Annotated in this window: 18 protein-coding genes; 12 read left to right on the top strand and 6 right to left on the bottom strand. The window is 71.6% G+C overall.

Annotated features, from left to right (window positions below):
* Window positions 1-325: 325 nt before the first annotated feature.
* The gene (locus IEY79_RS10530) at window positions 326-481 is read right to left on the bottom strand and encodes a hypothetical protein (protein WP_189107101.1); all 156 of its coding nucleotides are present in this window, start codon (window positions 479-481) and stop codon (window positions 326-328) included.
* A gap of 220 nt (window positions 482-701) precedes the next feature.
* Here IEY79_RS10530 and IEY79_RS10525 point away from each other — a divergent pair, with 220 nt between their 5' ends.
* The 3 genes from IEY79_RS10525 (at window position 702) to IEY79_RS10515 (ending at window position 6558) form a co-directional block, all read left to right on the top strand.
* Window positions 702-1796, top strand: a complete 1095-nt coding sequence (locus IEY79_RS10525) for a hypothetical protein (RefSeq protein ID WP_189107100.1) — start codon at window positions 702-704, stop codon at window positions 1794-1796.
* 195 nt (window positions 1797-1991) lie between these two features.
* The gene (locus IEY79_RS10520) at window positions 1992-5300 is read left to right on the top strand and encodes a S8 family serine peptidase (protein ID WP_189107099.1); all 3309 of its coding nucleotides are present in this window, start codon (window positions 1992-1994) and stop codon (window positions 5298-5300) included.
* Window positions 5301-5529: 229 nt separating this feature from the next.
* Window positions 5530-6558, top strand: coding sequence for an aspartate-semialdehyde dehydrogenase (locus IEY79_RS10515; protein WP_189107098.1), 1029 nt, complete (start codon window positions 5530-5532; stop codon window positions 6556-6558).
* Window positions 6559-6604: 46 nt separating this feature from the next.
* On the opposite strand, the gene IEY79_RS10510 is transcribed toward IEY79_RS10515, so the two are convergent.
* Window positions 6605-7108, bottom strand: coding sequence for a DUF1203 domain-containing protein (locus IEY79_RS10510; protein WP_189107097.1), 504 nt, complete (start codon window positions 7106-7108; stop codon window positions 6605-6607).
* 147 nt (window positions 7109-7255) lie between these two features.
* Between IEY79_RS10510 and pepN the strand changes: the two genes are divergently transcribed.
* A complete protein-coding gene (pepN, locus tag IEY79_RS10505; protein WP_189107096.1) occupies window positions 7256-9826 on the top strand; it encodes an aminopeptidase N in 2571 nt (856 codons plus the stop codon).
* 170 nt (window positions 9827-9996) lie between these two features.
* Here the strand turns inward: pepN and IEY79_RS10500 are convergent, their stop codons facing one another.
* The 3 genes from IEY79_RS10500 to IEY79_RS10490 are packed head-to-tail and all read right to left on the bottom strand — an operon-like array spanning window position 9997 to window position 12742.
* A complete protein-coding gene (locus IEY79_RS10500) occupies window positions 9997-10233 on the bottom strand; it encodes a hypothetical protein (RefSeq protein ID WP_189107095.1) in 237 nt (78 codons plus the stop codon).
* Window positions 10234-10291: 58 nt separating this feature from the next.
* The gene (malQ, locus tag IEY79_RS10495; RefSeq protein WP_189107094.1) at window positions 10292-12487 is read right to left on the bottom strand and encodes a 4-alpha-glucanotransferase; all 2196 of its coding nucleotides are present in this window, start codon (window positions 12485-12487) and stop codon (window positions 10292-10294) included.
* A complete protein-coding gene (locus tag IEY79_RS10490; protein ID WP_189107093.1) occupies window positions 12488-12742 on the bottom strand; it encodes a hypothetical protein in 255 nt (84 codons plus the stop codon).
* Window positions 12743-13001: 259 nt separating this feature from the next.
* Here IEY79_RS10490 and IEY79_RS10485 point away from each other — a divergent pair, with 259 nt between their 5' ends.
* Entirely contained in the window at window positions 13002-16031 is a 3030-nt protein-coding gene (locus tag IEY79_RS10485) for a glycoside hydrolase family 84 protein (RefSeq protein ID WP_189107092.1), read from the top strand.
* Window positions 16032-16138: 107 nt separating this feature from the next.
* Here the strand turns inward: IEY79_RS10485 and IEY79_RS10480 are convergent, their stop codons facing one another.
* On the bottom strand, window positions 16139-16675 hold the full coding sequence (locus IEY79_RS10480) for an HNH endonuclease (RefSeq protein ID WP_189107091.1): 537 nt from the start codon (window positions 16673-16675) through the stop codon (window positions 16139-16141).
* Between the two features lie 289 nt (window positions 16676-16964).
* Between IEY79_RS10480 and IEY79_RS10475 the strand changes: the two genes are divergently transcribed.
* From IEY79_RS10475 to IEY79_RS10445, 7 genes are all read left to right on the top strand, one after another.
* On the top strand, window positions 16965-18041 hold the full coding sequence (locus IEY79_RS10475; RefSeq protein ID WP_189107090.1) for a mechanosensitive ion channel family protein: 1077 nt from the start codon (window positions 16965-16967) through the stop codon (window positions 18039-18041).
* Window positions 18042-18394: 353 nt separating this feature from the next.
* Window positions 18395-19561, top strand: a complete 1167-nt coding sequence (locus IEY79_RS10470) for an ROK family transcriptional regulator (protein ID WP_189107173.1) — start codon at window positions 18395-18397, stop codon at window positions 19559-19561.
* Between the two features lie 79 nt (window positions 19562-19640).
* The gene (locus IEY79_RS10465; protein ID WP_189107089.1) at window positions 19641-20975 is read left to right on the top strand and encodes an ABC transporter substrate-binding protein; all 1335 of its coding nucleotides are present in this window, start codon (window positions 19641-19643) and stop codon (window positions 20973-20975) included.
* Window positions 20976-20993: 18 nt separating this feature from the next.
* Complete coding sequence (locus IEY79_RS10460; RefSeq protein WP_189107088.1) at window positions 20994-21935, top strand: carbohydrate ABC transporter permease; 942 nt, start codon at window positions 20994-20996, stop codon at window positions 21933-21935.
* Window positions 21936-21937: 2 nt separating this feature from the next.
* Window positions 21938-22843: a carbohydrate ABC transporter permease gene (locus tag IEY79_RS10455; RefSeq protein ID WP_189107087.1), complete on the top strand. Its 906-nt coding sequence runs from the start codon at window positions 21938-21940 to the stop codon at window positions 22841-22843.
* Window positions 22844-22851: 8 nt separating this feature from the next.
* Entirely contained in the window at window positions 22852-24126 is a 1275-nt protein-coding gene (locus IEY79_RS10450; protein ID WP_189107086.1) for a 6-phospho-beta-glucosidase, read from the top strand.
* Complete coding sequence (locus tag IEY79_RS10445) at window positions 24123-25130, top strand: N-acetylglucosamine kinase (RefSeq protein ID WP_189107085.1); 1008 nt, start codon at window positions 24123-24125, stop codon at window positions 25128-25130. Before IEY79_RS10450 ends, IEY79_RS10445 begins: the two co-directional genes overlap by 4 nt.
* The last annotated feature ends 306 nt before the right edge of the window (window positions 25131-25436 follow it).

Below are 25436 nucleotides of genomic sequence, written 5' to 3'. Positions count from 1 at the left end.
GGCGGGCGGCACGGTAGGGACGCGGCACGGCCGGGACGCGAAACGGCGCGGCAGGCGGTCAGGCTGCGCGGCGCGGCCGGGGCGCAGCGCGGCAGAGCCGGCTGGGGCGGGCACGGCAGATGCGCAGGCAGCGGGGCGCGGTCGAAACGCGGCCGGGGCCGAGTCGCGGCGTGGCCGACAGACGGCGCGGCGCGGTCAACGCGGCGCGGCCGACAGACGGCGCGGCGCGGTCAACGCGGCGCGGTCAACGCGGCGCGGCCGGGGCGGCGCGGCAGGGGCGGCGCGGCAGGGGCGGCGCGGCAGGGGCGGCAGGCGGGCCAGATGGCTACCGCCACTGGCCCTCGCCCGTCCTCGGCGGGGCGCGGTTCCCGGCCACGGGATGTGCTTCCTCGGCCCGCGGCGGCCGTCCCTCGTCGGGGCGTCCCGCGACGCGCTTCGCGCGCTCGCGCACCCGCACGGCGGGCATCGTGCCGCCGGGCACGAGGTAGCCGTACTCGCCGCCGAGGGCTTCGGCGAGTTGCCCCTCGTGCTGGGCTGTCTCGGCCGGTCCGGCCTGGACCGGCCGTGGGGCGGGGCGCGGTGGCGAGCGACCCGCCTGATCGGCATTCGAACGTCCGTACTTTAGGACGAGCTTGTCCGGTTTTGTCGACGGGCTCGTAACAGCGGTTAGCGGGCGGGCCGTTCGCGGGGAAGCCCCGGACATGAACAACTCCTCCACCTCCTTCGGCGGCGAAACCCCCTCCCCGCTCTTCCCCCGCCCCCTCAGCCACCTCACCGGCGCGCAGCGGCGTGTCCTGTCCGCCGCGCAGTTGCGCGAGCACGGCGTCAGCGCGGCCCGCGCCGCCGCGCGCTGCGGGCCCGGGGGCCCCTGGCAGCAGTTCCTGCCCGGGGTGTTCCTGCTCCACCAGGGCCCGCCGACGAGCGACGAGCGCCTGCGCGCGGCCCTGTTGTACGCGGAGCTCCGCCCGGCCCCCGGCTCGGCGGACGGGGACGTCCCGGCGCAGCCCACGGACCGGCCCGCCGGCGCCCGCCACTCCCGCGACACCGCGATGATCACCGGTCTGGCCGCCCTCACCCTGCACGGCTTCTCGTCGGCCCCCGCGCTGACCGCGCTGGACCATGTCGACGTACTCCTCCCGCGCACCCGCCGGCTGCGCTCCACGGGGTGCGTGCGGATCGTCCGCGCGCACGCGCTGCCCGCCGCCGAACAGGTCACCGGCCTCCCCGTGGCGCCCGTGGCCCGCGCCCTGGCCGACGCTGTCGCCGGGCTCACCGACCCGGCGGCCGTACGCCGGCTGCTCACCGAGGCGGTGCGGTGCGGGCACTGCGAACCCGCCTGCGCCGTGCGGGAGTTGACCCAGGCCCGGCTGCTGTCCCGGCCGCATGTCGTGGACGCCGTCGACTCGCTGCTCGCCGCCGGCCGGGCGGTCGCCGAGGGCCGGCTCTACGAGATGGTGCGCACGCACGGGCTCCCCGAGCCGCTCTGGAACGTGGACCTGCGGCTGCCGGGCGGCCCGCACCTCGGCGGCATCGACGCCTACTGGCCCGACCACGCGGTGGCGGTCGAACTGGACCCGCGCGCACCGCGCCACGGCAGGACGCCGGAGGACGAGGTCGAGTGGTCCGAGTGCGCGCGCAAGCGCGAACACCTGGAGCGGCTCGGCATCACCGTCGTCCATCTGACGCCCCGGAAGCTGCGCGATTCGCCGGAGTTGCAGGCGACGGTGGTCCGGACGGCCCTGCTCGCCTCGGCCGACCGCGAGCCCCCGGCGCGCGTGATCGTGCTGCCGAGGTGAGGCCGCCGGACGAGGGCGGGCGCAAGGAGACCCGGATATAGGGTGGTTGGTCCTCGATGGCGGAGCCGGTCCAGTGGCGGATGTACGCCACCGCTGGTTCCCTGTACTGACAGCTCTCCACAAACCCTGGTCATTTACGCAAAGCTGAGCGGTCATCCGGTACCGAATTCCGGACTGTCTCTTTCACAACCAGGGATGCTGATGACCTCCGAATCCGAGAGCTCCATATCCGGTCCGAGACGCGTGGCTCGGGTCGCCGCCGCCACGGGCCTCGCGGCCGCGCTGATAGCCGGCGGCACGCTGCCTGTCTTCGCCGCTCCGGCCGCCGACGACCCGGCCGCCTCCGCACCTGTGAAACCCGCCAAGTCAGCCTCCGAGAAGCTCGGTTCGGCCGACGTCGATCTGCTCGACCAGGCCGTCGCCGAGGGCGAGAAGAACGTCACCGTCATGGTGGCCACGGCACCGGGCCAGACCGAGCAGGTCTCCGGCCAGTTCGACGCCGTGTCCGGCGCGGTGGTCGGCAAGACGTACGACAAGCTCGGTTACGTACGGGCCACCCTGCCCACCGGCAAGGCCGAGGCCGCGCTCAAGGCGGCCGGGAAGCTCTCCTCCGTCCACGGCATCGACCTCAAGCACGAGATCGAGCTGGACGACCCGACGCCCGCCGCCGACACGGTGAAGGGCGCCGCGAAGGCCAAGGGTGCCAAGGCCGCGGCCGCGCCCGGCGCGAACACCCCGGCGAAGAACCCGTACAACCCGTCCTTCGAGACCGGTGCGGTGGACTTCGTCAAGCAGAACCCGAAGGCCGACGGCCGCGGGGTCACCATCGGCATCCTGGACTCCGGCATCGACCTGGGCCACCCGGCGCTGCAGAAGACCAGCACCGGCGAGCGCAAGATCGTCGACTGGGTCACGGCGACGGACCCGGTCTCCGACGGTGACGGCACCTGGCGTCAGATGCAGCTCGACGTCAAGGGCCCGTCGTTCACGGTCAACAACCGGACGTACTCGGCCCCCGCCGGGAGCTACAAGTTCAACCTGTTCGCCGAGTCCGCCACGCGCGGCGGCGACATGGCCGGGGACCTGAACCGCGACGGCGACACGACCGACGTGTGGGCGATGCTGTACGACGCGGGCACCCGCACCGTACGCGTCGACCTCAACAACGACGCCAAGTTCGGCAACGACAAGATCATGAAGCCGTACAAGAACGGCTTCCAGGTCGGCTACTTCGGCGAGGACGACCCGAAGACCGAGATCGTCGAGCGCATCCCGTTCGTCGTCGAGGTCCGCGAGGACGTCGTCTACAACTCCGCGGGCGCCAGGGCCGACTACGTCAACATCGGCGTCATCGAGGGCTCGCACGGCACCCACGTGGCCGGTATCACCGCGGCCAACAGCCTGTTCGGCGGCAAGATGAACGGCGCGGCGCCCGGCGCCCAGCTGGTCTCCTCGCGCGCCTGCACCTGGAGCGGCGGCTGCACCAACATCGCCCTCACCGAGGGCATGGCCGACCTCGTCATCGAGCGCGGCGTGGACATCGTCAACATGTCCATCGGCGGGCTGCCCGGTCTCAACGACGGCAACAACGCGCGGGCAGAGCTCTACACCCGGCTGATCGACACCTACGGCGTCCAGCTCGTGATCTCCGCGGGCAACGACGGTCCGGGCACCAACACCATCAGCGACCCGGCTGTCGCGGACAAGGTCATCTCGGTCGGCGCCTCGATCTCCAAGGAGACGTGGGCGGCGAACTACGGGTCGGTCACCACGGTCGACTACGACATGATGCCGTTCTCCGCCCGCGGTCCGCGTGAGGACGGTGGCTTCGCGCCGATCATCTCGGCCCCCGGCGCCGCCATCAACACCACGCAGACCTGGTTCCCCGGCGGCCCCGTCGCCGAGGCCGGCTACCAGCTGCCGCCCGGCTACTCGATGCTCCAGGGCACCTCGATGGCCTCGCCGCAGGCGACCGGCGCGAGCGCGCTGCTGCTCTCGGCGGCCAAGCAGAAGGGGATCGAGCTGACCCCCGCGAAGCTGCGGACGGCGCTCACCTCCACCGCCACCAAGATCGCCGGCAAGAAGGCGCACGAGCAGGGCGCGGGCCTCATCGACATCGTCGGCGCCTGGGACGCGATCCAGGACGGCGCGCAGGCCAACGAGTACAGCGTCAAGGCCCCGGTCGACACCTCGATCGACTTCGCGCTGAAGACCCCGGGCTTCGGCACGGGTCTCTACGACCGTGAGGGCGGCCTCCAGGCCGGCAAGAGCCGGACCTACGACGTCACCGTCACCCGCACCACCGGTCCCAAGGGCCTGGTGGAGCACCAGCTCAACTGGAAGTACAACGACGGCACCTTCAAGCTGCTGAGCGGCAAGAAGGTCAAGCTGCCGAAGAACAAGCCGGTCACGGTCACCGTGCAGGCCAAGCCCGACCAGGCCGGCACGCACAGCGCCATCCTCGAACTGGACGACCGTTCCAGCACCGGTGTGGACAAGCAGATCCTCACCACCGTGGTCGTCTCCAAGAAGCTGGCGAAGCCCTCGTTCGCGTACTCGTCGCTGGGCTCGGTCGAGCGCAACGGCACCGAGTCGTACTTCGTCACCGTCCCCGAGGGCGCCAAGACCCTTGAGGTCGCGCTCGGCGGACTCGCGGAGGGCAGCCAGACCCGCTTCATCAGCCTCCACCCGCAGGGTGTGCAGATGGAGGACAGCTCGACGATCTTCTGCTACCCGAACTACGAGAACCCGGCCAACACCTGCCGTCCGGACCTGCGTTCGTACGCGGACCCGACGCCGGGCGTCTGGGAGATCGAGGTCGAGTCGCGTCGTACGTCGCCGCTGCTGAACAACCCGTACAAGCTGGACGTCACCGTGCTGGGTGCCGCGTTCGACCCGGCGGTCACCACGCTCCCCGAGGCCAAGATCGGTACGCCGACCCCGGTCGAGTGGACCGTCACCAACGGGTTCGCCGCCATCGACGGCAAGCTCGCGGGCGGCTCGCTCGGCTCGGCGAAGGTCGACCGGCCTTCGATCGGCCAGGGCGAGGAGAAGGAGACGACCGTCACCATCGGTGCGGGCGTCGAGCGGCTGGACGTGGCCATCGGCGGCGTCTCGGACACCTCGGCGGACCTGGACCTCGCGGTCTTCAGGGACGGCGTACTGGTCGGGCAGGCCGCCGACGGTGACTCCGAGGAGGCCGTGAGCCTGGTCGAGCCGGCAGCCGGTGAGTACACCTTCGTGGTGGCCGGCTACTCGGTCCCTGCCGGGACCACCGAGTACGACTACCGCGACGTCTTCTACTCGGCGTCGCTCGGCGAGGTCACGGTCGGCGACGCTCCGGTGAAGCTCGCCAACGGCGCGTCGGCGGAGGTCTCCGCCGAGGTGACGGTGGCGGGCGCCGCTCCGGAGGGCCGGCAGTTCTTCGGCGAGGTCCAGCTGCAGAACGCGCGCGGTACGGCCGCGGGCACCGGCAGTGTCGTGATCGAGAAGGTCCTGCCGTAACGGCCGGTCCGGCCGGCACGTGAGGGCTGATACGTAGGGAGGGGCGGGCGTCCTGGCGGGCGCCCGCCCCTTACGTGTGCCCGTGCCGCCTGTCCGTCCCCGTGCCCCCGTTGGGGTGTGACCGACACCGCACCCGTCCCGACCAGCGGAATGGATTGGACAAGGGGGGCTCGGGGAGACGCATCATGGACGCGGCACCCGGGCCGCGTGTACGTACGGAGGAGTCCCAGTGAAGGTCGGAATCGTCGGAGCCACCGGTCAGGTCGGCACAGTCATGCGCACCATCCTGGCCGAGCGGAACTTCCCCGCCGACGAGCTGCGGCTCTTCGCCTCCGCCCGCTCCGCGGGCTCCACCATCGAGTGGCGGGGCGAGCCGGTCACCGTCGAGGACGCGTCGACCGCCGACTACACCGGCCTGGACATCGTGCTCTTCTCCGCGGGCGGCGCCACGTCCAAGGCGCTCGCCGAGAAGGTGGCGTCACAGGGCCCCGTGGTGATCGACAACTCGTCCGCCTGGCGCCGCGACCCCGATGTCCCGCTGGTGGTCTCCGAGGTCAACCCGCACGCGATCGCCGACCGCCCCAAGGGCATCATCGCCAACCCGAACTGCACCACGATGGCCGCGATGCCCGTGCTGCGCCCCCTGCACGACGAGGCCGGTCTCGTCGCGCTCGTCGTCACCACCTACCAGGCCGTGTCCGGCTCCGGCCTCGCGGGCGTCGCCGAACTGCACGACCAGGCCCGCAAGGTCGTGGAGAACGCGGACCGGCTGACGTTCGACGGCGACGCCGTGGAATTCCCCGAGCCGGGCGTCTACAAGCGCCCGATCGCCTTCAACGTGCTGCCGCTCGCGGGCTCGATCGTCGACGACGGGTCCTTCGAGACGGACGAGGAGCAGAAGCTCCGCAACGAGTCCCGCAAGATCCTGGAGATCCCGGAGCTGAAGGTCTCCGGGACCTGTGTGCGGGTGCCGGTCTTCTCCGGACACTCCCTCCAGGTCAACGCCCGCTTCGAGCGTCCGATCAGCGTGGAGCGCGCGTACGAGCTGCTGAAGGACGCCCCCGGTGTCGAGCTGTCCGAGATCCCGACACCGCTCCAGGCCGCGGGGCGGGACGCCTCCTACGTAGGACGCGTCCGCCAGGACGAGACGGTGGAGAACGGCCTGGCGCTGTTCGTGTCGAACGACAACCTGCGCAAGGGCGCGGCGCTGAACGCGGTACAGATCGCGGAGCTGGTCGCCGCCGAACCGCGCGGCTGACCCCGGGTCCGGGCCCCGGACCCGGGGCCCGCCCGACGGACGTGCCTCAGCGGCGCACCTCGAAGTGGAAGCAGCCGTACTCCACCGCCCGGACATGGACGAGCGCCACCTCTGGGTCCGCGAAGGCCTCGGCGAACGCCTCGTCGAAGGGCTCGTCGAAGCCCTCCGCCTCGGGAATCTCCAGCAGCCTGCCTCCGACGATGTGCCCCTCGGAGTCGTAACGGCGTACGGCGCGCAGCGCCCCGGGCCGGGCGAAGGGGTAGCCGGCCGCGTCCGCCGCCGGTCCCCCGCACTCCTCGGCGTGGATGAAGACGGGTCCCTGCTCGTCGTAGGCACCGGGCTTGGCCCAGGTCTCGGCCGCCCAGCGCCGCAGGGGCGCGTACGAGACGAGCGTGATCCGTTCGCCGGCCGCGCTGGGCCGCAGACAGCAGCGCAGCGGCTCGCCGCCCCCGGTGCCGGTGAACGGGGTGCGGGCGGCTCCCGCGTCGTCGGTGTCGCGGAGTTCCTTCAGGACGGCGGGCTCGATCGCCCGTGCGATGTGCTGTGTCATACGCCGAGCATCACCTCCTCGCACCGCGTTGACCGGCGGTTTTCGGACGTCGCGGTGGGGCCCCTGGGCTCGCGGTAACTGCCGGGCGGCGGACCGGGTCCCCATGGAAGGATGAGGCAAAACGTACCGATCCGAGGAGATGACCGGGTGCCTGGCACAAATCTGACCCGTGAAGAGGCGCAGCAGCGGGCGCGCCTCCTCACCGTTGACTCGTACGAGATCGACCTCGATCTCAGCGGCGCGCAGGAGGGCGGGACCTACCGTTCCGTCACGACCGTGCGCTTCGAGAGCGCGGAGGCCGGGGCGGAGACCTTCATCGACCTGGTGGCGCCCGCCGTCCACCAGGTGGTGCTGAACGGCAAGGAGCTCGATGTCGCCGCGATCTTCCGGGACTCGCGCATCGCGCTGCACCATCTGCGGCAGGGCGCGAACGAGCTGACGGTGACCGCGGACTGCGAGTACACCAACACCGGTGAGGGTCTGCACCGGTTCGTCGACCCGGTCGACCAGCAGGCCTATCTGTACACGCAGTTCGAGGTGCCCGACGCGCGGCGCGTGTTCGCCTCGTTCGAGCAGCCGGACCTCAAGGCGACGTTCCGGTTCACGGTGACGGCCCCCGCGGGCTGGACCGTCGTCTCGAACTCCCCCACGCCGGAACCCGAGTCGAACGTATGGCGCTTCGAGCCGACGCCGCGGATCTCGACGTACATCACGGCGCTGATCGTCGGCCCGTACCACTCGGTGCACAGCACGTACGAGAAGGACGGCAGGTCGGTGCCGCTCGGTGTCTACTGCCGGCCCTCGCTCGCCGAGTATCTGGACTCGGACGCGATCTTCGAGGTCACTCGGCTCGGCTTCGACTGGTTCCAGGAGAAGTTCGACTACGCGTACCCGTTCGCCAAGTACGACCAGCTCTTCGTGCCCGAGTTCAACGCGGGCGCGATGGAGAACGCGGGCGCCGTCACCATCCGCGACCAGTACGTCTTCCGCTCGAAGGTGACGGACGCGGCGTACGAGACGCGTGCGGAGACGATCCTGCACGAGCTGGCGCACATGTGGTTCGGCGACCTGGTCACCATGGAGTGGTGGAACGACCTGTGGCTGAACGAGTCGTTCGCGACGTACACCTCGATCGCGTGCCTGGCGCACGCGCCGGAGTCGCGGTGGCCGCACTCGTGGACGACGTTCGCCAACTCCATGAAGACCTGGGCGTACCGGCAGGACCAGCTGCCGTCGACGCACCCGATCATGGCGGAGATCACCGACCTGGACGACGTGCTCGTCAACTTCGACGGGATCACGTACGCGAAGGGGGCGTCCGTCCTCAAGCAGCTCGTCGCGTATGTCGGTCAGGACGAGTTCTTCCGGGGCGTGCAGGCGTACTTCAAGGCGCACGCGTATCAGAACACCCGCCTGTCGGATCTGCTCGGCGCGCTGGAGGAGACGTCCGGTCGTGATCTGAAGACCTGGTCGAAGGCGTGGCTGGAGACGGCCGGCATCAACATCCTGCGGCCGGAGATCGAGCTGGACGAGGCGGGGCACGTGGTCTCCCTCGCCGTACGGCAGGAGGCGCCCGCGCTGCCCCCGGGCGCGAAGGGCACGGCGGTGCTGCGTCCGCACCGCATCGCGATCGGCTGCTACGACCTCACGGAGGACGGCAAGCTGGTCCGGAGCAGCCGGATCGAGCTGGACGTCGACGGCGAGCTGACCCAGGTGCCGTTCCCCCAGAACACGCCCCGGCCGGCGGTCGTGCTGCTCAACGACGACGACCTGAGTTACGCGAAGGTCCGCCTCGACGAGGAGTCGCTGCGGGTCGTCACCGCGCACCTCGGGGACTTCGCCGAGTCGCTGCCGCGCGCGCTGAGCTGGGCGTCCGCGTGGGACATGACGCGTGACGGCGAGCTCGCCACGCGCGACTACCTGGCGCTGGCGCTGTCGGGCATCGCCAAGGAGACGGACATCGGCGTGGTGCAGTCGCTGCACCGTCAGGTGAAGCTCGCGCTGGACCTGTACGCGGCGCCGGAGTGGCGCGAGGCGGGGCTCACGCAGTGGACGGAGGCGACGCTGGCGCATCTGCGGACGGCGGAGCCGGGCAGCGACCACCAGCTGGCCTGGGCGCGCGCGTTCGCGGCTACGGCCCGTACGCCGCAGCAACTGGACCTGCTTCAGGGGCTGTTGGACGGTTCGGAGTCGGTCGAAGGTCTCGCCGTGGACACCGAGCTGCGCTGGGCGTTCGTGCAGCGGCTGGCGGCGGTCGGGGTGTTCGACGAGGAGGAGATCGCGGCGGAGTACGAGCGCGACCGTACGGCGGCGGGCGAGCGGCACGCGGCGTCGGCCCGCGCGGCGCGGCCGACGGCGGAGGCGAAGGCCGAGGCGTGGGCCTCGGTCGTGGAGTCCGACAAGCTCCCGAACGCGCTCCAGGAAGCGGTCATCGGCGGTTTCGTCCAGACGGACCAGCAGGAGCTGCTCGCGCCGTACACGGAGAAGTACTTCGCGGCGGTCAAGGGCGTGTGGGACTCGCGCAGCCACGAGATGGCGCAGCAGATCGCGCTCGGGCTCTACCCCGCGCTCCAGGTCGCGCGGTCGACCCTGGACGCGACCGACGCCTGGCTGGCCTCGGCGTCCCCGAACGCGGCGCTGCGCCGCCTGATGTCCGAGTCCCGGGCGGGCGTGGACCGCGCGCTGCGCGCCCAGGCGGCGGACGGGGCCGCGGGATAGGCAGGCGCCGACGAGCGGGGGCGGTCTCTTCGGGGGCCGCCCCCGGCTCCGTTCAGTGGACCGTGCGGCGGGTGTGAGGCAGCCCCCGGGCAGACAGAGAGGCGGGGCACGGCACACCTGTGCCGTGCGGCGCCTCCTTGAAGCCTTGAAAGGAAGGGGCGTCCGAGCTGTCAGACCCGGTGCTGCTTCTTGGACTTGTCGAGGACCATCACCAGACCGGTGATCACCGCGAACGCCGCCAGCGGCGTCAGCACGTACAGGCCGAGGGTCTCCACGACGGTCAGGCCGGGGCCCGGGTCGTCGCCGTCGTCGCGGTTGGCGGCGAGCACGGGAGACGACATGAGCAGCATCATCAGCGTCGTTCCGGCCATGACAGCGCCGGCGCGCAGGGCGTTCTTCTTGTCCACGGTGCCAACGTAGCGAACGCGCGGGGCGGCCGCGCGCCCGGGGGTCCCGTACAAGCTGTCAATTCGGCACAGGTGGCCGCAATACGCCCGTCAGGCCGTGCAACCGGGGCGAGGCGGCCAGCTCCTCCAGCGTCATCGGCCGGCCATCCGCGTCGGCGACCGGCAGCCGCCAGTTCGGATACTGGTCCCAGGTCCCAGGCAGATTCTGTGGTCTGCGGTCGCCCACCGCGTCCGGCAGCCAGACACCGATCATGCGGGCCGGTGTGCGCAGCAGGAAGCGGTAGACCGCGCGGATCTGTTCCTCCTCGTCGCCACCGCCGGGCGGGAGCAGCCCGAGCCGGGTGAGTGTGACGAGCCACTCGGCGACCTCGGCGGACTCCTCGCGCTGCTCCTCCTCCAGCGGACGGCCGAGCAGCCCCAGCCGGTGCCGCAGCTCCACGTGCTCGCCGGTGAGGCGCGCGGCGGTGGACGGCAGGTCGTGGGTGGTGGCGGTGGCGACGCAGTCCTCGCGCCAGCTCTCGGGGGCCAGCGGACGGCCGGTGCCCTGCCAGTCGCGCTCGAACCAGAGCACGGAGGTGCCGAGCACCCCACGGCGGTGCAGTGCCTCCCGTACGCCGGGCTCGACCGTGCCGAGGTCCTCCCCTATGACGAGGGCGCCCGCGCGGTGCGCCTCCAGGACGAGGACGGCGAGCATCGCCTCGGCGTCGTAACGCACGTACGTGCCGCGCGTCGGGTCCGCGCCGGCGGGGACCCACCAGAGCCGGAACAGGCCCATCACATGGTCGATACGCAGGGCGCCCGCGTGGGTCAGCAGTCCGCGGAGCAGTCCGCGGTACGGCGCGTACCCGGAGGCGGCGAGTACGTCGGGGCGCCAGGGCGGCAGCCCCCAGTCCTGGCCGTGCGCGTTGAAGGCGTCCGGCGGGGCGCCCACGGACATGCCGTCGGCGAAGGCGTCGCGCTGCGCCCAGGCGTCGGCGCCGTCGGGGTGCACGCCCACCGCGAGGTCGTGGACGATGCCGACGGCCATGCCCGCGTCGCGGGCGGCGCGGCCCGCCGCCGCGAGCTGTTCGTCGGTGAGCCAGGCCAGCCAGCTGTGGAAGTCGACGCGGTCGATCAGCTCGTGCCGGGCCCGGCCGGTCTCGGCGGAGCGGGGGTCGCGCAGCCCCGGCGGCCAGTCGTGCCACTGGGAACCGTGCACCTCGGCGAGCGCGCACCAGGTGGCGTGGTCCTCCAGTGCCTGGCCCTGCTCGGCAAGGAAGTGGTGGTAGGCGGCGCGGCGGCCGGGGCCGAGGGGGACCTCGCGCACGATCTCCAGGGCCTCGCGCTTGAGCCGCCACACGGCGTCGCGGTCGATCAGCGCGTCCTTCTCCAGGACCGCGGCGCGCAGCCCGGTGGCCTGCTCCAGCAGCCCGTCGAGCCGCTCGGTCCCCCGGCCGGTGACGTACGCGTACTCGGGGACGGCCTCGACCCGCAGATGGACGGGGTCGGGGAAGCGGCGCGAGGAGGGGCGGTAGGGCGAGGGGTCGGTCGGTTCGCCGGGGACGGCGGCGTGCAACGGGTTGATCTGGACGAACCCGGCGCCCAGCTCCCGGCCGGACCAGGTGGCGAGCTCCGCGAGGTCGCCGAGGTCGCCCATGCCCCAGGAGCGGCTGGACAGCAGGGAGTAGAGCTGGACGAGGAAGCCGTGCGTACGGGGCGGCGGCTGCGGCACCTCGCGCGGGGCGACGACGAGTACCGCCCCCGCCGTACGGCCGTCGGCGGCGACGGCGGCCAGCCGGTGCACCCCGAGCGGCAGACCGGGCCAGGAACGGCCCGCGGGGGCCGTGCTGGGCATTGCGTCGGCGACCGAGCCGGGGGCCGGCTCCGACGCTTCCGGCGACGGCCACTCGACCGTGTCGCCCTGCTCCGTCTCGACCCGCAGGAGTGTGCCCGGTGGCAGATCCGCCAGCGCCGGCGGGAGCGCGGGAGGCAGTGTCGCCACGGGGGGCCCGGAGAACGCCCCGGGTGTGTCCGCATCGGCGGTGGCGTTCTCCGGAGTGATCCACACGACCACGGTGGGCGGCAGCAGACGGCTCGCGGCGGCGGATTCGGCGCGGGTCAGCTCGGACCGGACGGCCTCGTCCGTGGACGCGTCGACGCCCAGTGCGGCGAGCACCGCGACGACCGTCTCGTCGGGGACCGGGACGGTGACGTCGGGGCTGGGTGAGTGGACGGTGGCGACACCGTGCAGCGCCGCGAGCCTGGCCAGGCCCATTCAGACTCCTGAGAACTCCGAGCCGCCGGCCGTACCCGGCGCGGTCGGCTCGCTGGTGAGGGGTGCGGCGTCGGCGAGCGGGGGCTCGCTGGTGAGGGGCGCGGCGTCGGCGAGGGGCGGTTCGCTGGTGAGCGGGCCCGGCGTGTCGCTGGTCAGCGGTCCGGGCAGCGTGACGGCGAGGGGCTCCTCGCCGGTCGGGTCACCAGGAACCGCGTGTTTGGACAGGGCGGTGGGAATCAACTGTGCGGCGGCCATGGCGGCGCCTCCAATGACGGCTCGTACAACGGGACACACCAGCCCTACCCAGTCGGCACGGCCACAGACGTACCGCTCCGGTTAACGTGCCCCGGCTCACGCTCCGTCACCCGAGCGGCAGTTGACCCACCCTGCCTATCACAACCGGCAAAACGGTCACAACGGCCACGCGCATTGACACCTCCACCCCGGGGTGGTGGGCTCGACGCCGATCGTCCGGGCGGACCGGAATTCGGGGAGCCACGAGGGGAGCAGGGGCGTGCAACTCGGGCGCGGAAGGCGGACGGCGACGGCCGTCGCGGTGGCCGTGATCGGCGGACTCCTGGGCACGGCACCCGGCGCGACGGCGGCCCCAGCCGACCCGGGATCCCCCGCTGCCACCACTCCCGACGGGGAGGCCGAATCGGGCCTGCCCGCCGTCTGGCCCCGCCCCCAGTCCCTCAAGCCGGGCGGGAAAACCGTCACCCTCGGTGACGAGGTCACCGTCGTCGCACCCGAGGAGAGCGACCCGTACGCCGTCGAGGCCCTGAAGGACGCGCTGCGCGAGGCCGGGGTCCGGACCGTCCGTACGACGGCCCCGCCCGTATCCGGCCGCCCCGCGCCCCCGCCGCCGGGCGACGGCCCCGTCGTCCTCGCGGGCGGCGGCGGCGCCCGGACCGCCCTGAGGACCCTGCGGGCACGTGAGCGGACCGATCTGCCCTCCGGCGGCTACCGGATCGCCGTGGGCACCGTCGAAGGCCGCCGGACGATCGCGCTCGACGGGGCCGGCGACGACGGCCTCTTCCACGCCGCGCAGACCCTGCGCCAGCTGATCGTCGGCGGACCGGGCCGCGCCAAGGTCCCCGGCGTCCTCGTGCGCGACTGGCCGGGCACCGCCGTACGCGGAATGACCGAGGGCTTCTACGGTGACCCGTGGGGCCATCAGGAGCGGCTGTCGCAGCTGGACTTCATGGGGCGCACGAAGCAGAACCGCTATCTCTACGCGCCGGGCGACGACACCTTCCGGCAGGTGCGCTGGCGTGAGCCGTACCCCGCCGCGCAGCGGGCCGAGTTCCGCGACCTGGCCGAGCGCGCGCGGCGCAACCATGTGACGCTCGCCTGGGCCGTCGCTCCGGCCCAGGCCATGTGCATGTCCTCCAAGGAGGACGTCAAGGCCCTCACGCGCAAGCTGGACGCGATGTGGGCGCTGGGGGTGCGCGCCTTCCAGCTCCAGTTCCAGGACGTCAGTTACAGCGAATGGCACTGCGACGAGGACCGGGACACCTTCGGCTCGGGTCCCGGCGCCGCCGCGAAGGCGCAGGCGCGCGTCGCGAACGCGGTGGCGGAGCACCTCGCGCGGCGGTATCCGGGCGGTGAGCCGCTGACCGTGATGCCCACGGAGTACTTCCAGGACGGGGCCACCGAGTACCGCACGGCGCTCGCCGACGATCTCGACGGCCGGGTGCAGGTGGCGTGGACGGGCGTCGGTGTGGTGCCGCGCACCATCACCGGAAGTGAACTGGCGGATGCGCGCGAGGCGTTCAAGCATCCGCTGGTGACGATGGACAACTACCCGGTCAACGACTACGAGCAGGGCCGTATCTTCCTCGGCCCCTACACGGGCCGTGAGCCCGCCGTGGCCTCCGGTTCGGCGGCGCTGCTGGCCAACGCGATGGAGCAGCCGTCCGCGTCACGCATTCCGCTGTTCACGGCCGCCGACTACGCCTGGAACCCGCGCGGCTACCGGCCGCAGGAGTCCTGGCAGGCGGCGATGGACGATCTCGCGGGCGACGACGCCAAGGCGCGCGAGGCGATCGGCGCGCTCGCCGGGAACGACTCCTCGTCGATCCTGAGCCGGACGGAGTCGGCGTATCTCCGCCCTCTGTTGAAGGAGTTCTGGCGCACCCGTACGGGGCCCCGGGCCGCGGAGAACCCGAAGGCCAGGGACGCGGCGGCGAGCCGTCTGCGGGCCGCCTTCACCGTGATGCGGGAGACTCCGGAGCGCCTGTCCGGCACGGCCAACGGGCGGCTGGACGACGAAGTGCGGCCGTGGAGCGAGCAGTTGGCGCGGTACGGGCGGGCCGGTGAGCTGTCGGTCGACATGCTCCAGGCGCAGTCGCGGGGCGACGGCGACGCCGCCTGGCAGGCGTCGCTGAGTCTGGAGCCGCTGCGGAAGGCGGCGGCGGAGAGCACGGTCACCGTCGGCAAGGGCGTGCTCGACCCGTTCCTGGACCGCGCGGCTGAGGAGTCGGCGGCCTGGACGGGCGCGGACCGGTCCGCCGGCCCGGAGGCCCGCGCCACCCGGAGCACCGACGCGTACACGGTCGGCGTCGGCCGCGCCCGCCCCGTGGGCGTGATCACGACCATGACCGAGCCGGGCACGGGCGACGGTGCCTCCGTGGAGGTGCACGTCCCGGGCGAGGGCTGGCGCAGGCTGGGGCCCGTGTCGCGGAGCGGCTGGACCCAGACCGACGCGAAGGGGCTGCGCGCCGACGCCGTACGGGTCAGCTGGCCCGACGTGCCGGGCGCGACGACGCCTTCGGTGCGGCGGGTCGTGCCGTGGTTCACCGACGAGCCGCGGGTCCGGCTGGAGCTCGCCCGCAGCGTGGCGGACGCCGAGATCGGCGGCGAGGCCACGATCGTGGAGGCGGAGCTGGAGGCTCAGCGCCCCGGCCCGATCAGCGGCGCGCTGACGGCGAAGGCACCGGACGGCATCAAGGTGACGGTGCCCGAGCGGGTGACGGTGCCGCGCGGCCTCCGTACGACGGTGCCGGTCCGGGTGACCGTCCCCGAGGGCACCCCGGCGGGTACCTACCGGGTGCCGCTGTCGTTCGGCGGTGAGGAGCGCACCCTGACGGTGCGGGCCTCGCCGCGTACGGGCGGGCCCGACCTCGTGAGGACGCCGGGCGCGGTGGCCTCGTCGTCGGGCGACGAGACGCCCGCGTTCCCGGCCGGCGCCGCGGGCGACGGCGACCCGGCCACCCGCTGGTCGTCCCCCGCGGAGGACGGCGCGTGGTGGCAGGTGGAGCTGGCTGAGCCGGTCCGGCTCGGCCAGGTGGTCCTGAACTGGCAGGACGCCTATGCGAGCGCCTACCGGGTCCAGGTCTCGGCCGACGGGCGCTCCTGGCGCGACGCGACGCGCGTGGCGGACGGCCGGGGCGGGCGTGAGTCGGTCCGTATGGACGCGAAGGAGACCCGCTTCGTCCGGATCCAGGGCGAGCGACGGGCGACCCGCTTCGGTTACTCGCTGTGGTCGGTGGAGGCGTACGCGGTCACCGTGACGACGCCGCCCAAGCCTCCGCCTTCGTAAGGAGGACGCGCCGTCGCGTACGGGGGACGCGTCGCCTGGGACCCGCGAGGGGCATGCCGGAGTTCCGCGCGGCGCACACGCGCCCCGGCACGACGAAGGCCCGGATCCTAGGCGGAAATGCCGTCGATCCGGGCCACCGCGTCCTCGGCGCCGAAGGGTTGCAGATACGGCATCCAGCGCGGATCCCGGTGTCCGGTCCCGATGATCCGCCAGGCGAGCCCCGACGGCGGCGCGGGCTGGTGGCGCAGTCTCCACCCCAGCTCCCGCAGGTGCCGGTCGGCCTTGACGTGGTTGCAGCGGCGGCAGGCGGCCACCACGTTGTCCCACACGTGTTTCCCGCCCCGGCTGCGCGGGATGACGTGGTCGACGCTGGTGGCGACGCTCCCGCAGTACATGCAGCGCCCGCCGTCCCTGGCGAACAGCGCACGACGGGTCAGGGGGACGGGCCCCCGGTAGGGGACGCGGACGAACCGTTTCAGCCGTACGACGCTGGGCGCGGGCAGCACCCGGGTCTCGCTGTGCAGGAAGGCGCCGGATTCCTCAAGGCAGATGGCCTTGTTCTCCAGAACGAGGACGAGCGCGCGACGGAGCGGTACGACGCCGAGCGGCTCGTACGACGCGTTGAGGACCAGGACATGTGGCACGGTGCCTCCTTGTACGCCGGCGGCGCGTGGCTCGCGCCGGGACGATCTGTCTAAGTCTCTCCTCATGCCTGGTCGAAACGCCACCACGTCTTGGTAACGGGCTCGGAGTGTTTTCGCCCACACACCCTCCGGTCCCCCTGACCTGGCGTGTCCTCGCCCCCGTACCTTCCTGCGACTTCGCCCGCCACCCTCGCGTGAGGAGTGTCTCTCCCTCCCGCGGGGCAACGGAGTGCACGCGATGCCCCGTTAGTGTGGTTGGTCCCCGCCCGTGTTTGCAGGAGGTCCCGCCGTGTCCCCGTCCGCCCCGCCGACCCCTGGCCCGACGCCCGAGCCCGCCACACTCGACGAGGCGGCGGACCGTGCCAACGAAGCCGCGGGCTGGGTGGAGCAGAACTGGTCCACCTGGCTGAGCATCGGCCTGCGCATCCTGCTGATCGTGGTGATCGCGCTCGTGCTGCGCCATGTGCTGCGGCGCACCATCACCAAGCTGATAGCACGGATGAACCGCAGCGCCACGGCCGTCGAGGGCACGGCCCTCGGTGGCCTTCTGGTGAACGCCGAGCGGCGCCGGCAGCGCTCCGAGGCCATCGGATCGGTGCTCCGCTCCGTGACGTCGTTCGTGGTCCTCGGTACCGCGGCGCTGATGGCGCTCGGGGCGCTGAACATCAATCTGGCCCCGCTGCTGGCGTCGGCGGGCGTCGCCGGTGTGGCCCTGGGCTTCGGCGCGCGCAATCTCGTCACCGACTTCCTCTCCGGTGTCTTCATGATCCTTGAGGACCAGTACGGGGTGGGCGACACCATCGACGCGGGGGTCGCGTCCGGCGAGGTCATAGAGGTCGGGCTGCGGGTGACCAAGCTGCGCGGCGACGACGGCGAGATCTGGTACGTCCGCAACGGCGAGGTGAAGCGGATCGGCAACCTCAGCCAGGGCTGGGCCACGGCCGGTGTCGATGTGACGGTCCGGCCGACCGAGGACCTCGACAGGGTCCGCGACGTCATCACCGCGGTCGCGGAGAAGATGGCGAAGGAGGACCCCTGGGCCGAGCGGCTGTGGGGCCCGGTGGAGATCCTTGGCCTGGACTCCGTCCTGCTCGAATCGATGACCGTGCGGGTGAGCGCGAAGACGATGCCGGGCAAGGCGCTGGGCGTGGAGCGCGAGCTGCGCTGGCGCATCAAGCAGGCGTTCGACGCGGCGGGCATCCAGATCGTCGGCGGACTGCCCCTGGTGGGCACGGAGGCGGCCCCGGCCGATCCGTCGGCCGGTGTGGCCGCGCCGTCGGCCCTGGCGAGTCCCACGTCGCCGCAGTCCCTCGCCGCCGCGCCGATAGCGCCGCAGCAGCCGCCCAACCCCAATCTGACCAAGTAGCGGGCCCCGGGAGGCTCCGGGAGCCCCTGGAGCCCGTCGGTGCCCCTCAGCACCCGCCGAGGGCCCGCCGAGGGCCCGCCGAGGGCCCGCCGGGAAGCCGCCCCGGCACCGATTCGAAAGTCCGTCGCACACGCGCCCCCGCAGGTAACGCTTTGGTTGCCTCGGGGGCGCCGGTCGTGAACGGGTATTGACTGCTCCCTGACGCCCGGCCTACTTTCCTCCCATCAAATAGGAAACTTTCCTAACAGTGTCGCGAAGAACGGCACCGGGAGAGCAGTCGCCGAAGGGCAGGTGCACACGCCGTGAGCGATCCGTCCACGCCGTCCCCGGGCACACCACGCGTCCTGCGCGCGATGAACGACCGCGCGGCGCTGGACCTCCTGCTGGCGCACGGCACCCTCTCCCGTACCCGGATCGGCAAACTGACCGGTCTCTCCAAGCCGACCGCGTCCCAGCTGCTGGCCCGGCTGGAGGCGGCCGGTCTCGTCGTCGCCACCGGCACCACGGAGGGGCGTCCTGGCCCGAACGCGCAGCTGTACGCGGTCAACGCGGCCGCCGCCCACGCCGCCGGGCTCGATGTGAACCCGGAGCGCGTCCTCGCCGCCGTCGCGGACATCACCGGGGCCACCGTCGGCCGGTTCGAACTGCCCACGCCGGGGCGCCGCTCCGCCGACAGCGTGGTGACCCAGGTGACCGACGCGCTGGACGGCGCCGTGAAGGCCGCCGGTCTCGCGCGCGCCGACGTGCACCGTGTCGTCATCGGTACGCCGGGCGCCTTCGACCCGTCCACCGGGCGGCTGCGGTACGCGTCCCACCTGCCCGGCTGGCACTCCCCCACGCTGCTCGACGAACTCGCCGCCGCGCTGCCGATGCCCGTCGAGTACGAGAACGACGTGAATCTCGCGGCGGTCGCGGAGCAGCGGCTCGGAGCGGCCCGCGGCCACGACGACTTCGTCCTCCTGTGGAACCAGGAAGGTCTCGGCGCCTCCCTGGTCATCGGCGGCAGGCTGCACCGCGGCTTCACCGGCGGCGCCGGGGAGGTCGGCTTCCTGCCGGTGCCGGGCACTCCCCTCGTACGCCAGGTGGTCAAGGCCAACAGCGGCGGCTTCCAGGAACTCGCGGGCGCCCAGTGCGTACCGCGTCTCGCCCGCGGTCTCGGCATCGAGACGCCGGAGCAGCCGTACGCGGACGTCGCCGCCGGCCTCCTTACGAAGGCGGCGGCCGGACACGGGGACGACCCGCGGCTGGCCGAGCTCCTGCGGCTGTTCGCGCAGCGGCTCGCCACCGGTCTCGCGTCGGTGACGGCGGTGCTCGACCCCGAACTCATCGTCCTCGCCGGCGGGGTGACCACCGCCGGCGGAGAACCCCTGCGCGCGCTCGTCCAGGCGGAACTCGCCGAACTGGCCGCCTCCAGACCCCGGCTGCTCATCGGTGAGGTGCAGCGGGACCCCGTGTTGCGAGGCGCGCTGGAGAGCGCCCTCGCGACCACTCGCGACGAGGTCTTCGACACCTCCCGCTGACCCGTCCGCCCGCGGCCTCCGAGCCCCTCAACACCCACACCATCCCTTTCAGGACCCGACCGACACCGGGAGTTCCGTCATGCCCAGAAACCGCCGTCTGACCGCTTCCGCCGTCGCGGTCGCCGCGCTGTCCGTCCTCACCGCCGCCTGTACGGGGCAGTCCGGCAACTCCGCGTCGGACGACCCGAACGCCAAGACCACGATCACCTTCTGGCACGGCTGGAGCGCGCCGGCCGAGGTCAAGGCGATCAAGGACAACATCGACCGCTTCGAGGACGCGCACCCCAACATCAAGGTCAACGTCGTCGGCAACATCAACGACGACAAGCTCAACCAGGCGCTGCGCGCGGGTGGTTCGAAGGGCCCGGACGTCGTGTCGTCCTTCACCACCTCCAACGTCGGCAAGTTCTGCTCCTCCGGAGCCTTCGCGGATCTCGCGCCCTTCATAAAGAAGGACAAGATCGATCTGGAGAAGACCTTCCCGAAGGTGCTGCTCCAGTACACCCAGTTCGAGGGCGACCGCTGCGCGCTTCCGCTGCTCAGTGACGCGTACGGGCTGTACTACAACAAGGACGCCTTCAAGGAGGCGGGCATCACGGCCCCGCCGAAGACGATGTCGGAGCTGGCCGACGTCGCCAAGAAGCTCACCAAGCCCAAGGGCGACACCTACGAGCGGGTCGGCATGATGCCGACGTACCACGGCTACGAGACGGTCGTCGACCACTACATGTCGAGCTGGGACCACGCCTACTTCGACAAGGACGGCAAGTCCAACGTCGCCAAGGACCCGGCCTTCGCCAAGATGTTCACCTACCAGAAGAAGCTGGTGGAGGATCTCGGCGGCTTCGGCAAGCTGGAGAAGTTCCGCAGCACCTTCGGTGACGAGTGGGGCGCCAAGCACCCCTTCCACACCGGTCAGGTGGCGATGCAGCTGGACGGCGAGTGGCGGCTCGGCATGGCCGAGGACGCGGGCGCCGACTTCGAGATAGGCGTGGCGCCGATGCCCGTCGCCGACGACGAGGCCGACAGCTACGGGAAGGGATTCCTGTCCGGCACGATCATGGGCATCGCGCCGCAGAGCAAGAAGCAGAACGCCGCCTGGGAACTGGTGAAGTACATGACGACCGACACGAAGGCGGTCGTGGAGTTCGCCAACGGCATCCGCAACGTGCCCTCCACGTTCGCCGCGCTCAAGTCGCCCGACCTGGACTTCGACCCGCGCTTCAAGACGTTCCTCGACATCGCCCAGCACCCGAAGTCCAGCACCCCCGACGGCGCGATCAACGGCGCGACGTACCAGCAGACGCTCCAGGACTTCGGCTTCCAGTACGAGAAGGGCTCCGTGAAGAACCTCCAGGAGGGTCTGGAGAAGACCGCGCAGCAGATCGACCGCGACATCGAGCAGGCCAAGTAGCAGGCCGGGAAATCACTGATGTCCAGCAACACGCTCCGTTCGAAGCGGCGCAGGAGCGCGCTTCGGACGGCGGCGTTCCTGTCGCCCTGGTTGATCGGGTTCTCGGTCTTCTTCGCGTATCCGCTCGTCTCGACCGTGTACTTCTCCTTCATGAAGTACGACGGTTTCAACGCCCCCGTCTGGAACGGGCTGGGGAACTGGTCGTACGTCTTCAGCGACTACCCGATGTTCTGGCCGTCGCTGCGCAACACCCTGTGGCTGGTCCTGGTCATGGTCGCCTGCCGGGTCCTGTTCGGTCTCGGCGTCGGTCTGCTGATCACCAAGATCAAGACGGGGACCGGGGTCTTCCGGACCCTGTTCTACCTGCCGTACCTGGCACCGCCCGTCGCGGCGACGCTGGCCTTCGTGTTCCTCCTCAACCCCGGTACGGGGCCGGTCAACACGATCCTCGGCGATCTCGGACTGCCCACACCGGGCTGGTTCAACGACGCCACCTGGTCCAAGCCGGCGCTCACGGCGCTGGCGGTCTGGGGCATCGGCGACCTGATGGTGATCTTCATGGCCGCGCTGCTCGACGTACCGAAGGAGCAGTACGAGGCCGCGGAGCTGGACGGCACGTCGTCCTGGCAGCGGTTCCGCTTCGTGACGCTGCCGAACATCTCGCCGATCGTGCTGTTCGCCGTGGTCACGGGTGTGATCCAGGCGATGCAGTACTACACACAGCCTCTGGTCGCGGGCAAGGTCGCCTCCGGCGTGATCGGCGGCTCGGGCCAGCAGTTCGAGCCCGGCTATCCCGACAAGTCGACGCTGACCCTGCCGCAGCTCGTCTACAACCTCGGCTTCCAGCGCTTCGACTACGGCGCCGCCTGCGTCGTCGCGCTCGTCCTGTTCGCCCTGGCCATGGTCTTCACCGCGTTCCTGATGCGGCGTCGCGGCGGACTGATCGGAACGGGTGACTGACCATGACCCAGCAACTCCTGGACGCGCCCGGCCGTCCCGTACGGCCGACGGAGGGACGGACACCGGCGGCCCGTACCGCGCGCCGCAAGGCGGCGCTGCACTGGATCGCCGTGCACGCGCTCGGTGTCGCGACGGCGCTCTTCTTCGTACTGCCGTTCGTCTTCCTCTTCCTCACCTCGGTGATGAGCGACCAGCAGGCCCTCACCCGCGACCTCACCCCGAACAGCTGGGAGTGGGGCAACTACGCGAAGGTGTTCGACACGCCGGGCTTTCTGACCTGGTGGAAGAACACCCTGCTGTACGCGGGGCTCGGGACGCTGCTGTCCGTGCTCTCCTCGATCCCGGTGGCGTACGCGCTCGCCAAGTTCCGCTTCCGCGGGCGGCAGTTGTCGCTGATGCTCGTCATCTCGATGATGATGCTGCCGCCCCAGGTGATCATCATTCCGATGTATCTCTTCTGGGCGAAGCAGTTCGACCTGTCGGGCACGCTCTGGCCGCTGATCATCCCGATGGCGTTCGGCGACGCGTTCACCATCTTCCTGCTGAGGCAGTTCCTGCTGACGATCCCCGACGAGTACCTGGACGCGGCGCGCGTGGACGGCTGCGGCGAGTTCCGTACGCTGCTCAGGGTCGTCCTGCCGATGGCGAAACCGGGCATCGCCGCGGTGGCGCTGTTCCAGTTCTTCTACGCGTGGAACGACTACTTCGGCCCACAGATCTACGCATCGGAGAACCCGGCCGCCTGGACGCTCAGTTACGGGCTGGAATCCTTCAAGGGCGCGCACCACACCGACTGGAATCTGACCATGGCCGCGACCGTACTGGTCATGGCCCCCGTGATCCTCGTCTTCTTCTTCGCACAGAAGGCCTTTGTCGAGGGCGTCACACTGACCGGAGTGAAGGGCTAGAAGAACAAATGAAGCTCGCAGTAGTGGGTGGCGGGTCCACCTATACACCTGAGTTGATCGACGGCTTCGCCCGGTTGAGGGACACGCTCCCGATCAGTGAGCTCGTGCTCGTCGACCCGGCGGCCGACCGGCTGGAGCTGGTGGGCGGTCTCGCGCGGAGGATCTTCGCCAAGCAGGGACACCCCGGCAGGATCGTCACGACGTCCGATCTGGACGCGGGCGTGGCCGGAGCCGACGCCGTCCTGCTCCAACTGCGCGTCGGCGGACAGGCCGCGCGCCTCCAGGACGAGACCTGGCCGCTGGAGTGCGGCTGCGTCGGCCAGGAGACGACGGGCGCGGGCGGTCTCGCCAAGGCGCTGCGTACGGTCCCGGTCGTGCTGGACATCGCCGAGCGGGTACGGCGCGCCAACCCGGACGCGTGGATCATCGACTTCACCAACCCGGTAGGGATCGTGACGCGCGCCCTGCTCCAGGCCGGGCACAAGGCGATCGGGCTGTGCAACGTCGCGATCGGCTTCCAGCGGAGGTTCGCGAAACTGCTGGACGTCGCCCCCTCCGCCGTCCATCTGGAGCACGTCGGGCTGAACCATCTGACGTGGGAGCGGAGCGTGCGGATCGGCGGTCCCGACGGCGAGGACATGCTGCCGAAGCTGATCGCCGAGCACGGCGACACGATCGCCGCCGACCTGCGGCTGCCGCGCCGGGTCCTCGACACCCTCGGCGTGGTGCCTTCGTACTACCTGCGCTACTTCTACGCCCACGACGAGGTCGTCAGGGAGCTGGGCACCAAGCCGTCCCGGGCCGCTGAAGTGGCCGAGATGGAGAAGCAGTTGCTCGCCATGTACGGGGACCCGGCGCTGGACGAGAAGCCGGAACTGCTGGCCAAGCGCGGCGGCGCCTTCTACAGCGAGGCCGCGGTCGATCTCGCCGCGTCGCTGCTGGGCGACGCGGGCAGCGGCGGCAGCCCGGTGCAGGTCGTCAACACGTACAACAACGGCACCCTGCCGTTCCTCGCCGACGACGCGGTGATCGAGGTCCAGGCCCGTGTCGACGCCTCGGGGGCGACGCCGCTGGCCGTGCCGGAGCTCGATCCGCTGTACGCGGGGCTGGTCGCGAACGTGACCGCGTACGAGGACCTGGCCCTCCAGGCGGCGCTGCACGGTGGGCGCGACCGCGTCTACAAGGCGCTGCTGTCCCACCCGTTGATCGGTCAGTACGAGTACGCCGAGGGCCTCACCGACCGGCTGATCGCGCACAACCGGGAGCACCTCGCGTGGGCGTGAGCCGTACTGAGCCGGCGGCGGGACGCGGCAGCGTCCTGGCCGTCGACGCCGGGAACAGCAAGACCGATGTGACCGTGATCGGTGCGGACGGATATGTGCTCGGGGCGGCGCGCGGCGGGGGCTTCCAGCCGCCGGTCGTGGGCGTGGAGCCGGCGATCGACCGGCTCGCCGCGATCGTCGCCGACGCGGCGGCCGACGCCGGCCTCCGTACCGAGGGGATCGCCGGGCATGTCTCGGCGTGTCTGGCCAACGCCGATCTCCCCGTGGAGGAGGCGGAGTTGGCGTCGGCGGTACAGCGGCGCGGCTGGGGCCGTACCACCGAGGTGCGCAACGACACCTTCGCGATACTGCGTGCCGGGCTGCCGGGCGGCGCGGAACCGCGCGGGGTCGCCGTCGTGTGCGGCGCGGGCATCAACTGCGTGGGCATGCTGCCGGACGGCCGTACGGCGCGCTTCCCCGCCATCGGCCGGATCTCCGGCGACTGGGGCGGCGGCTCCGGGCTCTCCGAGGAGGCGCTGTGGTTCGCCGCGCGCGCCGAGGACGGGCGGGGCGAGCCGACGGAGCTGATGCGTACGGTGCCGGGGCACTTCGGCCTCGACTCGGTGTACGCGGTGATCGAGGCACTGCACCTGGGTCATGTCCCGTACGGCCGCAGGCACGAGCTGGCGCCGGTCCTCTTCGCGACCAGCGCGGCGGGTGACGCGGTGGCCAGGTCGCTGGTCGACCGGCTCGCCGCCGAGGTCGTCGCGCTCGCGGGGGTGGCGCTGGAGCGGCTGGGGCTGCTGGACGAGGAGGTTCCGGTGCTGCTGGGCGGCAGTGTGCTGGCGGCCAGGCACCCCCAGTTGGACGACGGCATCCGGGAACTGCTCGCGGCCCGCGCGCCGAAGGCCGTGGTGGGGGTGGTGACGGCGCCGCCGGTGCTGGGCGCCGGGCTGCTCGGCCTTGATCACACCGGCGCGGCGCCGGACGCGCACGCCAGGCTGCGGGCGCACTACGACGCCTGAGCACTCCGGCCGATACGGCCGGCGTTCGGTGGGTTCGGCGGGGTTCCGCGGTCGATCGGCGGGCCTCCGTCGAACGGCCGCGGACCCGTGTCCGGACCCTCGCCGGTGGGAACCGATCACGGGTCTCCGACGTATTCAATGGGGGAGCATGGTAGGGGGATCGTGCTCCGCCGGCGCGCTTGGTTCGCACAAGATCGAGTCAAGGCTTGTGTGGATGCCGGTCCCTGCGGCCATACTGCTGGCCGGGAGACGTCCCTCCGTCCGCCGAGGGGCGCGACGCCGTCGTCAGTGACCGAGGGGGAGGTC

Origin of the sequence: Streptomyces camponoticapitis, from assembly GCF_014646115.1 — a bacterium.
Lineage (GTDB): Bacteria > Actinomycetota > Actinomycetes > Streptomycetales > Streptomycetaceae > Streptomyces > Streptomyces camponoticapitis.
This window is presented reverse-complemented; position numbering and strand designations above follow the sequence as displayed.